Origin of the sequence: Pseudomonas lactucae (assembly GCF_016937615.1) — a bacterium.
Taxonomy (GTDB): Bacteria; Pseudomonadota; Gammaproteobacteria; order Pseudomonadales; family Pseudomonadaceae; genus Aquipseudomonas; species Aquipseudomonas lactucae.
The window spans coordinates 1-12743 of sequence record NZ_JAFHKI010000080.1; the positions used below are offsets into that span (position 1 = coordinate 1).

Below are 12743 nucleotides of genomic sequence, written 5' to 3' on the forward strand. Positions count from 1 at the left end.
TGGCAAGCGGCGTTCGCCCGGGTCGAAGGCTTGCGCAAGCTGGTGCAGCGCTATATCGACGAGGCGCGGGCGCTGGAAGACAAGCGCGAGCAGAAACTGCTGGATGAACTGTCACAACGTCTTCCGCGCCAATCACAGTTCTGATTAATACAGCAGGGCGAATGTGAGAGGGGCCAGTCAATTAAGGGTGAACACTGTACCTGTGGCGAGGGAGCTTGCTCCGACGGCGGTGGGTCAGTCAATATATTTGTCACTGACCCACCGCCATCGGGAGCAAGCCCCCTCCCACATTTGATTCTCTGTTGCTCATAGTCGGTTCACCTGCTACACCTTGTGTGTATCTCAATGACAAGGAAGCAGTCGTATGTCAGTCGAGTCAGAAGTATCCCTGGACGGGAAGAAGTTGACGATCGCAATCAAGGGCCGGTTCGATTTCGGCAGCCATCAGCAGTTTCGTGAGTCTTACGAGCGCTTCTACAAGGTTCCCGACGCCTACGTTGTCGACCTGAAAGAAACCACCTACATGGACAGTTCGGCCCTCGGCATGCTTCTGCTGTTGCGTGATCATGCGGGGGGAGAAGAAGCGGACATCAGCGTAATCAACAGCAGTTCTGACGTGCGCAAGATCCTCGCCATCTCCAACTTCGAAAAGCTGTTCGACATCAATTGACGGGCCTGGCCTCCGTGTCCGAGCCGTTGACCGTCCTGATCGCCGAAGACAGCGCCACCGATCTGCTGTTGCTGTCGACCATTGTGCGGCGCCAGGGGCATCACGTGCTCACCGCGACTAACGGCGAGGAAGCCGTTGAAGTATTCGCCCGCGAACGTCCGCAACTGGTGTTGATGGACGCCCTGATGCCCGTGATGGATGGTTTTATCGCCGCGCGGCGGATCAAGCAGCTGGCGGGCGAAGAGCTGGTCCCCGTTATCTTTCTCACCTCCCTGCGTGAAAGTACCGCCCTGGCCGAATGCCTGGACGCCGGCGGTGATGACTTCCTGCCCAAGCCCTACAACCCGGTGATTCTGGCGGCCAAGATCAATGCCATGGACCGCCTGCGGCGCCTGCAAGCCACGGTCCTGCAGCAGCGCGACCAGATTGCCAGGCATCACGACTACCTGCTGCACGAGCAGCGGGTAGCCAAGGCGGTGTTCGACAAGGTCGCCCACTCCGGCTGCATCAACGCCGCGCCGAATATTCGCTACCTGCAATCGCCCTATGCGCTGTTCAACGGTGACTTGTTGTTGGCGGCCTACACGCCATCCGGCGACATGCACGTGTTGCTGGGCGATTTTACCGGCCATGGGTTGCCGGCAGCGGTGGGGGCGATGCCCCTGGCGGATGTGTTTTACGGCATGACCGCCAAGGGCTATGGCCTGGCGCAGATCCTGCGGGAGATGAATGCCAAGCTCAAACGCATCCTGCCGGTGGACATGTTCTGCTGTGCCACCCTGTTGTGCCTGAGCGCGGAGCGGCGCGCGCTGGAGGTGTGGAACGGCGGCATGCCGGACGGTTACGTGCATGATGTCGCCAGCGGCAAGCGCACGCCCCTGCAATCGCGGCATTTACCACTGGGCGTGTTATCGGCGCAAGCGTTCGATGACCGCACTGAAGTCTGGCCCATGGCCTTGGGTGATCGGGTGTTCCTGCTCTCCGATGGCGTGCTGGACACCGCCGATGCCAACGACCAATTGTTTGGCGCACAGCGTTTGCATGAGGTTTTCGCCGCCAACCGCGAGCCGGACCGCCTGTTCGAAGACATCGAACGGGCTCTGGCTGCGTTTTGCGGTGAGGCGCGCGATGACGTGAGCATGGTGGAAATCACCCTTCAGCCGGGCCAGTCGCTGCGCGCGACGGGGCCGTTGTATGCCGACAGCGGCCAATCCTGCCCGGTGGATTGGTCGGTCAGTTTCGAATTTCGCGCCGAAACACTCAAACGCTACAACCCGTTGCCTTACCTGCTGCAACTGTTGCTGGAGGTTCATGGCCTGCGCGAGCAGAGCGGGGCGCTCTACAGCGTGATGGCCGAGTTGTATTCCAATGCCCTCGAACACGGCGTGCTGGGCCTGGACTCGCGGCTCAAGCGCGATGCCGCGGGGTTCGCCGAGTATTATCGCCAGCGCAATGACCGCCTGGCGGCGTTGAGCGGCGGCTACGTGCGCGTGCATGTGCAGGTGGTGCCCACCGAGACCGGCGGCAAAATGACGCTGCGCCTTGAGGACAGCGGCCTCGGCTTCGACGTGGAGCAAGTGCTGGCGCGGCCGCTGGATATCGACCGTCTGTCCGGTCGGGGCTTGAGCCTGGTGCGTCAACTGAGCAGCGCGGTGCGTTGGTCCGACGGCGGGCGCAGCGTCTGCGTAGAGTTTTGTTGGGGGGCTCTGGCATAATCCGCCGATTCTTGATCATGGAGCGAGCAAGTGGCTGAGATTCATATGGACCCTGAGGTGTTGTCGGTTTTGCAGGAAGTCATGGAAGACGGGTATCCAAAGTTGCTCGATACCTTTCTTGATGACTCCCAGAAACACATCGAAGCACTGCGCAAGGCCCGAGACGATGCCAAGGCGTTGGGGCGGATTGCGCATAGCTTCAAGGGCAGCAGTGGCAACCTGGGGGCGATGCGGTTGGCGGAACTTTGCCAACGGCTGGAAGACGGCTCGGCCGAGAAGGACCTGCGCAAGCTGGTGGATGAGATCGACCAGGAATTCGCGATCGTTCGGCCGTTGTACGAGTATGAGCGGCAACGATTTCAGCTGTGACTGAAGGTCATTGACCGACCTGGCCCGACTCTTGCTCTACCTCTTGATACTGCATCCCCGATCCCTATGCAGTGGAGACCTTTACCTATGCCAGTCGCCCCGAATTCGCTTCTCCAGGCTGCCCCCGCGGCCAAGCCTCAAGCGCCTGCCGCCACCCCTGCGGTGGTGGCCGCGGACCCGCGGGACAAGGGCCCTGGCTTCGCTCAAGTGTTCGCCAGCCAAGGCTCGAAACCCGCCGTAAAGGGTGACGATAACGCAGCCAGGCCGACCCGGGACAAGCCTGCCGATGCCGGCGCCAAGCCAGTGGACAGCCGCGACACGCCTGCCGCCCCTACGCCGGCGGTTGCCGATAGCGGCAATACCTTGCCTGCCAAGCCGCCGGCCACGTCCGACGACAGTGCCGGCCAGGATGACGAGGCACCTGTCGATCCGAGCCTGGTGCAGCAGCCCCCGGTTGACCCGGTGGTTGACCCGGCGTTGATTGCCGCTGTCGCCCCGGTCGCCGTGCCCGTGCCGGTGGAAAACCCGGCGCCGGCCGCAGCCGTCACCGACGCCAAGGCGCAGCCAGTGGCGGCTGCGCCGATCACGGCGAGTGAAGAGGTCAAGCCGGACTTCGACCCTGCGGCCGACCCACTGGACGCCATGCCGGTCGTGCGCCTGGCGATGGAGCAGGGCGGGCATGTATCGGCCAGCAGCCAGGCGCCCGCCAAAACCGCGCCGCCAACGACCCAGGATCAGCCGACCGCCGCGCAGAATTTTGCCGCAGGCCTGGCCACGATGGTCGACCAGCAAGCCACCAAGGACAGCACCGACACCGGTGGCGACAAGGCCTTTGGTGGCCTGATCGAAGATGGTCTTAAGGATTTGAAGCGTGCCGACAGTGACACCCGTGTCGATGACTTCGCCAATCGCCTGGCGGCACTGACCCAGGCGGCCACGCCGAAGACCGCGAATGCCTTGCCGCCGGTGACCAATACACCGTTGGCCATGCACCAGAGCGGCTGGACCGACGAAATCGTCAACCGGGTGATGTACCTGTCCAGCGCCAACCTCAAGTCGGCGGAGATCCAGTTGCAGCCCGCAGAACTCGGGCGCCTGGACATCAAGGTCAACATGACGGCCGATCAGCAGGCCCAGGTCAACTTCATGAGCGCCCACCCGGTGGTGCGCGAAGCCCTGGAAAGCCAGTCCGGCCGCCTGCGGGAGATGTTCGCCCAGCAGGGCATGGGGCAGGTGGACGTCAACGTCTCCGACCAGTCCCGTGGTCAGGAGCAGCAGCAACAGCAGGCCCATACCCGTGGCGTGAGCGGCGGCGGTGGGCGAGGTGGCGATAACGGCGACAGCGGCGGCCACATTGATGTAGCCGAGACAATGACGCCCGTGACCTCGACGGTGATCGGCTCCAGCGCCGTCGACTACTACGCCTGACCTGAACCCAACGCCGCACGAAATATGGGAGGGGCGGTGTTCCTTTTGTCTCCTGCTTGCCAGACAACTCTGGCATAACACTTGCTCTTGCCTTTGCGTAGATCTACGAATCCCCGAATAGTGACGGATTATTGGCATGGCGAAGAGCGAAGACGCAGCAACAGCACCCGCAGGGAAAGGCAAAGGCAAGCTCAAGCTTATCCTGGTGATAGTCGTGGGCCTGCTCCTGGCCATCGGCGCCTCGGTGGGTGGCACCTGGTACATCATGCACAGCAGTGCAAGCAAACCGGCTCCCGTCGCCGAAGCCGCCACCAACGCCAAGCAGCCGGCAATCTTCGAACCCATGCTTCCGGCCTTTGTTGCCAACTTCAACCAGAACGGTCGTCAACGCTACCTGCAGGTGAGCATCACCCTGCTGGCACGCAACCAGGCGGACCTGGAGGCGCTCAAAGTGCACATGCCGGTGATCCGCAACAACTTGGTGATGCTGTTCTCCGGACAGAGCTTCGACACCCTGGCCACGCCGGTGGGCCAGGAAATGCTGCGCCAGAAGGTCACCGCCAGCGTGCAGGAAGTGGCCCAGAAAGAACTCGGCAAAGTCGTGATCGAGCAGGCGCTCTTCACTAATTTCGTATTGCAGTAGGACCACGACATGGCCGTGCAAGACCTGCTGTCCCAGGATGAAATCGACGCGCTGTTGCATGGTGTCGACGATGGTCTGGTACAGACCGAAATGGCTGCCGACCCCGGCAGCGTCAAAAGTTATGACCTGACCAGCCAGGATCGCATCGTCCGTGGACGCATGCCGACCCTGGAGATGATCAACGAGCGTTTCGCCCGCTACACCCGCATCAGCATGTTCAACATGCTGCGTCGTTCGGCGGACGTGGCGGTGGGCGGTGTGCAGGTGATGAAGTTCGGCGAGTACGTGCACTCGCTGTACGTGCCCACCAGCCTCAACCTGGTCAAGATCAAGCCGCTGCGCGGCACCGCGCTGTTCATCCTCGACGCCAAGCTGGTGTTCAAGCTGGTGGACAACTTCTTCGGCGGTGACGGCCGCCACGCCAAGATCGAAGGCCGTGAATTCACGCCCACCGAATTGCGCGTGGTGCGCATGGTGCTGGAGCAAGCCTTCATCGACTTGAAGGAAGCCTGGCAGGCGATCATGGAAGTCAATTTCGAGTACATCAACTCGGAAGTGAACCCGGCCATGGCCAACATCGTCGGCCCCAGCGAAGCCATTGTGGTGTCCACCTTCCACATCGAACTCGATGGCGGTGGCGGCGACCTGCACGTGACCATGCCGTACTCGATGATCGAGCCGGTGCGCGAGATGCTCGACGCCGGTTTCCAGTCCGACCTGGACGATCAGGACGAGCGTTGGGTCAAGGCCCTGCGCGAAGACCTGCTGGACGTCGACGTCCCGCTGAGCGCCACCGTCGCCCGGCGTCAGTTGCGCCTGCGGGATATTTTGCACATGCAGCCTGGGGACGTGATCCCCGTCGAGTTGCCGCAGGAAATGATCATGCGCGCCAACGGCGTGCCGTCGTTCAAGGTCAAGTTGGGTTCCCACAAGGGCAACCTGGCGCTGCAAGTGATCGAGCCGATCAATCGTCGCTGATCACCCCTTAATTTTATGAATGTTTGCTCCGCCGAGGACATGTAATGGCTACCGAACACGAAAACACTTCCGCCGAAGACCAGGCCCTGGCTGACGAATGGCGGCCGCCCTGGAAGAAACCGGCGATGTCGGCCAGGACGATATCGATGCCCTGCTGGCCGCTGACGCCGCCACCGCGCCTGCCGGCAACCGTTTGCAGATGGAAGAGTTCGGCAGCGTGCCGAAGAACAACGAGCCGGTGAGCCTCGACGGGCCAAACCTGGACGTGATCCTCGATATCCCGGTGTCGATCTCCATGGAAGTGGGCAGCACCGATATCAATATCCGCAACCTGCTGCAACTCAACCAGGGCTCGGTGATCGAGCTGGACCGCCTGGCCGGTGAGCCGTTGGACGTGCTGGTCAACGGCACCCTGATCGCTCATGGCGAAGTGGTGGTGGTCAACGAAAAGTTCGGCATCCGCCTGACCGACGTGATTAGCCCAAGTGAACGCATCAAGAAGTTGCGCTGATATGAAACGGCTGATGGTGGGACTGTTGGTCGCGCTGCCAGTGCACGCCTGGGCCGCCGAACCGGTGGCCCAGGCTGCCACCGCGCCGGTGACTGGCAGTGTCGGCGGGCAGTTGACCCAGTTGGTGCTGGGCCTGTTGCTGGTGGTCGGCGTGATTTTTGTGCTGGCCTGGCTGATGCGCCGCGTGCAGAGCATCGGCCCGGGCAACGCCCAGGTGATCGAGCTGGTCGGCTCGCGCGCCCTTGGCCCGCGTGATCGGCTGGTGCTGGTGCAGGTGGGCGAGGAACAGATCCTGCTGGGCATCACCCCTGGGCGCATTACCCCGCTGCATGTGCTCAAGACCCCGGTGCAAACCACCCAGTCACAGCCCGCCACGCCGGAATTCGCCCAGCGCCTGATGGAGTTGCTGGGCAAGGATCAGAAGGATAAGAAGTGATGCGTGTTTTATTGACGCTCATGCTGTGGCTGGCCACGCCGTTGGCCTTTGGCGCTGACCCGCTGTCGATCCCGGCGATTACGCTGGGCACCAACGCCGCCGGCGCCCAGGAATATTCGGTCAGCCTGCAGATCCTGCTGATCATGACGGCGCTGAGTTTTATCCCGGCGTTCGTCATGCTGATGACCAGTTTCACGCGGATCATCATCGTGTTCTCGATCCTGCGCCAGGCCCTGGGCCTGCAGCAGACGCCGTCGAACCAGATCCTCACCGGCATGGCGCTGTTCCTGACGATGTTCATCATGGCGCCGGTGTTCGACAAGGTGAACCAGCAAGCCCTGCAACCGTACCTCGCGGAAAAAATGACCGCCCAGGACGCGATCGACAAGGCTCAGGGGCCGATCAAGGACTTCATGCTGTCGCAGACCCGCTCCAGCGACCTCGAACTCTTCATGCGCTTGTCCAAGCGTACCGACATCGCCAGCCCGGACCAGGCGCCACTGACCATTCTGGTGCCGGCGTTTGTCACCTCCGAGCTGAAAACCGCCTTCCAGATCGGCTTCATGATCTTTATCCCATTCCTGATCATCGACCTGGTGGTGGCGAGCGTGCTGATGGCCATGGGCATGATGATGCTGTCGCCGCTGATCATCTCGTTGCCGTTCAAGATCATGCTGTTTGTGCTGGTGGATGGCTGGGCGCTGATTATCGGCACCCTGGCCAGCAGTTTCGGCGGGGTATAGCGCGATGACGCCAGAAGTCGCCGTCGATCTGTTCCGTGAAGCGCTGTGGCTGACCACCATGATGGTCGCGGTGCTGGTGGTGCCGAGCCTGTTGGTGGGGTTGCTGGTGGCGATGTTCCAGGCCGCGACGCAGATCAACGAACAGACCTTGAGCTTTCTGCCGCGCCTGTTGGTGATGCTGGTGACGCTGATCGTCGCCGGCCCGTGGCTGGTACAGACCTTCATGGAATACATTCTGCAGCTGTACGGCAGTATTCCGCAGTTGATCGGCTGATCCGATGAACTCGCTGCTGGCGTTGACCGATACCCAGATCAGTACCTGGGTCGCCTCCTTCATCCTGCCGTTGTTCCGCGTGACGGCGATGTTGATGGCCATGCCGGTGTTCGGCACGACCCTGGTTCCGCGGCGCATTCGTCTGTATTTCGCGGTGGCGATTACCGTGGTGATCGTGCCGGGGCTGCCGCCGATGCCGCCGGTCAATGCGCTGGATTTGAGCGCGTTGATGCTGATCGCCGAGCAGGTGCTGATCGGCGCCATGCTCGGGTTTTCGCTGTCGCTGTTTTTCCAGGCATTCGTGATTGCCGGGCAGATCATCTCGATCCAGATGGGCATGGGCTTCGCGTCCATGGTCGACCCCACCAACGGTGTCTCGGCGGCGGTGATCGGGCAATTTCTGACCATGCTGGTGACCTTGCTGTTCCTGGCCATGAACGGCCATCTGGTGGCGTTCGAGGTGCTGACCGAAAGCTTTACCACCTTGCCGGTGGGCTCGGGGCTGGTGGTCAATCACTTCTGGGAAGTCGTCGGGCGCCTTGGCTGGGTGTTGGGCGCGTCCCTGTTGCTGGTATTGCCGGCGATCACCGCGCTGCTGGTGGTCAACATCGCATTCGGGGTGATGACCCGCGCGGCGCCGCAACTGAACATCTTCTCCATCGGTTTCCCCTTGACTCTGGTGTTGGGCATGTGGATTTTCTGGGTCGGCATGGCTGACATCCTCAATCAGTATCAACCGCTGGCCACCGACGCCTTGCAGTTCTTACGCGATCTGGCACGGGCGCGCTGAGCCATGGCCGAGAGCGAAAGTGGTCAGGACAAGACAGAAGACCCCACGGAGAAACGGAAGAAGGACTCCAGGGAAAAGGGCGAGATTGCGCGCTCCAAGGAACTCAACACCGTCGCGACCATGATGGCCGGCTCCGGCGCGCTGCTGATCTACGGTGGCGGTCTGGCGCTGGACCTGCTGGAGCTGATGAAACATAACTTCAGCCTGCCCCGTGAAGTGTTGCTCAACCCCGACTCCATGGGGCAATACCTGATGCACTCGGGGAAAATCGCGCTGCTGGCGGTGCAGCCGATCTTGATCACCTTGTTGCTGGCCGCGCTGATCGGCCCGGTCGCCCTCGGCGGCTGGTTGTTCGCGGCCGGCAGCATGGCGCCCAAATTCAGCCGCATGAACCCGGCCGCCGGGCTCAAACGCATGTTTTCCGCCAAGGCGCTGGTGGAGCTGCTCAAGGCATTGGCCAAGTTCATCCTGATTCTGTTCGTGGCGCTGTCGGTATTGTCGTCCGACGTCGATGATTTGCTGCGCATCGCCCACGAACGCTGGAGTCGGCGATCATCCACAGTGTGCAGGTGGTCGGCTGGAGCGCGCTGTGGATGTCGGCCGGGCTGATCATCATTGCGGCGGTGGATGCACCGATCCAGCTGTGGGAAAGCCACAAGAAACTGCTGATGACCAAGCAGGAAGTGCGTGACGAGCACAAGGACCAGGAAGGCCGACCCGAGGTCAAGCAACGCATCCGCCAGCTGCAGCGCGAAATGTCGCAGCGCAAGATGATGGCGGCGGTGCCCGACGCCGACGTGGTCATCACCAACCCGACCCACTATGCCGTGGCGCTCAAATACGACCCGGAGAAGGGCGGCGCGCCGATGCTGCTGGCCAAGGGCAGTGACTTCACCGCCTTGAAAATCCGCGAAATCGCCGTGGCCAACGACATCCTGCTATTGGAGTCGCCGGAACTGGCGCGGTCGATCTTCTATTCCACCGACCTCGACCAGGAAATCCCCGCCGGGCTCTACCTGGCCGTGGCGCAGGTACTGGCCTACGTCTATCAGATCCGCCAATACCGCGCCGGCAAAGGCAAGCGCCCCGACCCGCTCAAGGACCTGCCGATCCCGCCGGAATTGCGCCGCGATTCCTGATTTATCCTGCGCCGCCGCCATCGCGGCATAGCAGCCAACGCCAACCTTCTGTCTGAAGTCTGGCCTTACCTGTCAATTTTGACAGTACCCATTGCGCCGCCTTCACTGTTTGATAGAGCAACGAGGCGCGCATTCCTGCGTGGCTCGGGAGAGCGATCATGGACAGGGGCACGGTCAGGTGGTTCGACGCGGTCAAGGGCATTGGATTTATCGCCCGGGACCGTGATGGCAATCCGGTTGCCGTTCAGTCGGCGAACCCTGAGTGCGCTGAAGTCCATGCCCCGCAAGCACCTCCCAGACAGCGCAAACTGCGCCAGCGTAAAAAGTCGCCGGATGACTGAGCCGGCGCTCGCCGCAATTGAGCTGTCGTTATCCCTACCACCCATCGGTAACTCGCGTCTACCTGTCAACTTTGACAGTAGCCAATCTCCGTCTGTTGCGCCTTCATTACCAGCAAAGGCTGCGCGCACGCTGTTAGACGATGCAGAGGTAACAGTAATGGAGTGGGTAACAGGAACGGTCAAATCTTATAACCGAAGCACCGGGGAGGGTTTGATTGCTCTGGATGGGAAGTACGAGGATGTGAATGTGGACCTGCTGAGCTCGTCCGGCTTGTGGCTCAGGAAAGGCCAGCGCGTGAAGTGTTCGCGGATCCATCGGCCCAGCGGCGTCTTTGCGTCCTGCGTCAGGATTATCTAGCGAAGGCTTTTGGGTATTGAGCGGAATGTAAGGAGAACGGCAATGGAAACAGGTACGGTGAAGTGGTTTAACGCGGAAAAGGGCTATGGTTTCATTTCCGCCGACGACGGCAGCGACGACCTTTTTTTCCACTATTCAGCAATCGTGAGCGAAGGCTACAAAAGTGTGGATGAAAATCAAAAAGTTGAATACGACATTGTGCAAGGACCAAAAGGCCCACAGGCCGAGAATATACGGCCTCTTTAACGCTTGATCGTTCCCACGCAGAGCGTGGGAACGATCAGTACGATCAGCAACTGAGCAGAGTTAGCCCGTCGCAGTCGACGGTTCAATAGCTTCCAGCACCCGCTCAGCCAATATCCGTGCCACCTCAATCAGCTGCGCAATTCCCAGTGCGCCGTCTCGCCGCGAGCTGTCCAGCTCAAAGGCGAAGTTGCAGGTCAGGGCGTGGGCTGAAGCCAATGTTTCGGTGAGGTTGACCAGCAGGTCTTCGGTGGGGATGCCGTCGATGACGGTGAAGAGCACGGTGGATGGAGTGTTGGTATCGAGTGGGGGATTTGGGGTGGGTTTAATCATTGTGAAGATCCTGATCTTAAGTGGAGCTGCCGCTTATCGCCGCGACGCGATGGAGGGTGGCAGCTGTACGCAGGTTCGCGGACCGGGATCAGGCAACCGGCATACCCGAAGGTATCCCGCGCACAGCCACCATAGCGCCGCACAGTAGACGATAAAAAGGCGTCAACTGAAAGCGGACAATGGCGCTTTGCGCCTGAATTCACTCGGGCCGCGACGCCCGACCGCTGCGTTTGCAGCGGTGTACGGAGACTAGAGATTGAGTTTCCTAGGGGCAAGCCTAAAACCTTGTCGGACGTTTCCGTTTTTACCACTACCTAGCCGAACGGATAGTTGTTTGGCTTTGTACTAGTCAGCAACATCTTCCTTGCGCCATTTCGACGCCATTCCCTTTGCAGAACTCAACGCTACGACCGCGTTTGAGTGCTCCTGCGCGGATAATAAAAGGACGAAACATGAAGGACACTGATACTCAAATCCAGCAGTCATTTGGCCCAGTCAACGCCGACCTCAACGACTGCGTGGAGATCCAGATGTGAGGCGCTACAACATCACCACCGGCGCGAAGACTACGGCGGGCGGCGAAGTGATCAGCGGCATGGAGCGAACCAGCTTCAACGGCCAAATGATCGCCAGGGAGGGTGACCGCGTCGCTTGTCCGGCATGCGGCACCGAAGGCTTCATCGAGCTCGTCGGCCCTCATCTGCACGAAGAGTGGGGCGGCAAACAAGCGGCGCTTGAGGGTGATCTGTGCATATGTAAATGCGATCCGCCACCTGAGCTGATCGCCTGCCAGCGCTTCAAGTCTCAGGTGTTCGAAACACAATCCCCACGTGACACCTTCATTTGGACAGGGCCAAACACACCTAACCCGCCCGTTTCCAACTTCTCCGCACCCGGCGCGGTGAATCGTGCCGCTGACGCGTGCGTGTTCGCCAAGTCATGCGTTTCGGTGCCAGTCGGTTCCACGGCTGCGGGAACAAGCCCCGAACACGCTAGGAACTTTGGTACCACTGCAGTCATGGCTTCGACCGGTACGACGGGCACTGTCGGCAGGGTCGCTGGAACACTTGGCAGCGACCTTGGTGCTTGGGCCGTACGCGGGCTGGCCGGAGCCAGTTCAGCACTCAATGTCGTGTTGCTGGCTTTTTGGCCACGGGATATGGGTGATTCAACGCTGTATACCCCGGAGCAGTTGGCGAGTTTGCGCTCGGCCAGTACGCGAGTGCGGTTTCAGTTTCGTCAGGATGAATCAGGCGAGCTACGTGTCTACGGCATACATACCAAGCCTGGAAGCGGGGTTGATCGTGTGCCGGTTGCGCAAGCCCGCTGGAATGCGAACAAAAGCGCGATGGTGGCGGTGCTGGATGGTATCAGCATCACTTGGACGCCGAACAATGGGCCGGTGGTCAGTGTGCCGAGCCCGTATCCCGGAACACCGGAACGCTTGGATATACGCGTCAAACGTCAGGCTGCTGTAGCAATATTTGCGCAATCCCTGGGTGAGAAGTGGACGGAGAACGGTCATGGCAACGGGTACGGTAAAGTGGTTTAACGCGGACAAGGGCTTTGGGTTTATTACTCAGGATGGGGGCGGAGCTGACGTCTTTGTTCACTTTTCCGCGATCCAGGGTGAAGGGTTCAAGGCGCTCGAAGAAAACCAGAAGGTTGAGTTCGATATCGTCCCAGGACAAAAAGGGCCTCAGGCTGCGAACGTGCGAGCCTTGTGAAGACTCATTGATTGATCGATCCCTGGTAGCACTGGATGCAAAAAA

Annotated in this window: 15 protein-coding genes and 2 pseudogenes; 16 read left to right on the forward strand and 1 reads right to left on the reverse strand. The window is 60.7% G+C overall.

The window, feature by feature from the left end; genetic code table 11:
- The 14 genes and pseudogenes from JWR98_RS15745 to JWR98_RS15810 form a co-directional block, all read left to right on the forward strand.
- On the forward strand, positions 1-144 hold a 144-nt coding region (locus JWR98_RS15745), incomplete at its 5' end, for a flagellar FliJ family protein (protein ID WP_205490497.1).
- 220 nt (positions 145-364) lie between these two features.
- Complete coding sequence (locus JWR98_RS15750; RefSeq protein WP_078734104.1) at positions 365-670, forward strand: STAS domain-containing protein; 306 nt, start codon at positions 365-367, stop codon at positions 668-670.
- Positions 667-2385, forward strand: coding sequence for an ATP-binding SpoIIE family protein phosphatase (locus JWR98_RS15755; protein ID WP_078734103.1), 1719 nt, complete (start codon positions 667-669; stop codon positions 2383-2385). Before JWR98_RS15750 ends, JWR98_RS15755 begins: the two co-directional genes overlap by 4 nt.
- 30 nt (positions 2386-2415) lie before the next feature.
- Positions 2416-2754, forward strand: coding sequence for an Hpt domain-containing protein (locus JWR98_RS15760; RefSeq protein WP_205490492.1), 339 nt, complete (start codon positions 2416-2418; stop codon positions 2752-2754).
- An 87-nt stretch (positions 2755-2841) separates the two neighbouring features.
- Positions 2842-4182, forward strand: a complete 1341-nt coding sequence (locus JWR98_RS15765; protein WP_205490493.1) for a flagellar hook-length control protein FliK — start codon at positions 2842-2844, stop codon at positions 4180-4182.
- 136 nt (positions 4183-4318) lie between these two features.
- A complete protein-coding gene (fliL, locus tag JWR98_RS15770) occupies positions 4319-4825 on the forward strand; it encodes a flagellar basal body-associated protein FliL (protein WP_078734100.1) in 507 nt (168 codons plus the stop codon).
- Positions 4826-4834: 9 nt separating this feature from the next.
- Positions 4835-5803: a flagellar motor switch protein FliM gene (gene fliM, locus JWR98_RS15775; RefSeq protein WP_078734099.1), complete on the forward strand. Its 969-nt coding sequence runs from the start codon at positions 4835-4837 to the stop codon at positions 5801-5803.
- 44 nt (positions 5804-5847) lie between these two features.
- A pseudogene (gene fliN / locus JWR98_RS15780) lies at positions 5848-6314 on the forward strand (flagellar motor switch protein FliN).
- A gap of 1 nt (position 6315) precedes the next feature.
- A complete protein-coding gene (gene fliO / locus JWR98_RS15785) occupies positions 6316-6750 on the forward strand; it encodes a flagellar biosynthetic protein FliO (RefSeq protein WP_078734098.1) in 435 nt (144 codons plus the stop codon).
- Positions 6750-7493 carry a flagellar type III secretion system pore protein FliP gene (gene fliP / locus JWR98_RS15790; protein WP_003175301.1) on the forward strand — a complete coding sequence of 248 codons (744 nt, stop codon included), beginning with the start codon at positions 6750-6752 and terminating at the stop codon, positions 7491-7493. Before fliO ends, fliP begins: the two co-directional genes overlap by 1 nt.
- 4 nt (positions 7494-7497) lie before the next feature.
- Positions 7498-7767 carry a flagellar biosynthesis protein FliQ gene (fliQ, locus tag JWR98_RS15795; RefSeq protein WP_003175300.1) on the forward strand — a complete coding sequence of 90 codons (270 nt, stop codon included), beginning with the start codon at positions 7498-7500 and terminating at the stop codon, positions 7765-7767.
- Between the two features lie 4 nt (positions 7768-7771).
- Positions 7772-8557, forward strand: a complete 786-nt coding sequence (fliR, locus tag JWR98_RS15800; RefSeq protein WP_078734097.1) for a flagellar biosynthetic protein FliR — start codon at positions 7772-7774, stop codon at positions 8555-8557.
- A 3-nt stretch (positions 8558-8560) separates the two neighbouring features.
- A pseudogene (gene flhB, locus JWR98_RS15805) lies at positions 8561-9696 on the forward strand (flagellar biosynthesis protein FlhB).
- 741 nt (positions 9697-10437) lie between these two features.
- Positions 10438-10641 (forward strand): cold-shock protein, encoded by a 204-nt coding sequence (locus JWR98_RS15810; RefSeq protein ID WP_205490494.1) that lies wholly within the window; start codon positions 10438-10440, stop codon positions 10639-10641.
- Between the two features lie 60 nt (positions 10642-10701).
- On the opposite strand, the gene JWR98_RS15815 is transcribed toward JWR98_RS15810, so the two are convergent.
- Positions 10702-10971 carry a DUF6124 family protein gene (locus JWR98_RS15815; RefSeq protein ID WP_205490495.1) on the reverse strand — a complete coding sequence of 90 codons (270 nt, stop codon included), beginning with the start codon at positions 10969-10971 and terminating at the stop codon, positions 10702-10704.
- Between the two features lie 532 nt (positions 10972-11503).
- Between JWR98_RS15815 and JWR98_RS15820 the strand changes: the two genes are divergently transcribed.
- Together JWR98_RS15820 and JWR98_RS15825 are read left to right on the forward strand one after the other, a co-directional pair.
- The gene (locus JWR98_RS15820) at positions 11504-12523 is read left to right on the forward strand and encodes an S-type pyocin domain-containing protein (protein WP_341869776.1); all 1020 of its coding nucleotides are present in this window, start codon (positions 11504-11506) and stop codon (positions 12521-12523) included.
- Positions 12495-12698 carry a cold-shock protein gene (locus JWR98_RS15825; RefSeq protein WP_205490496.1) on the forward strand — a complete coding sequence of 68 codons (204 nt, stop codon included), beginning with the start codon at positions 12495-12497 and terminating at the stop codon, positions 12696-12698. The genes JWR98_RS15820 and JWR98_RS15825 overlap by 29 nt, the downstream gene beginning before the upstream one ends.
- Positions 12699-12743: the final 45 nt, after the last annotated feature.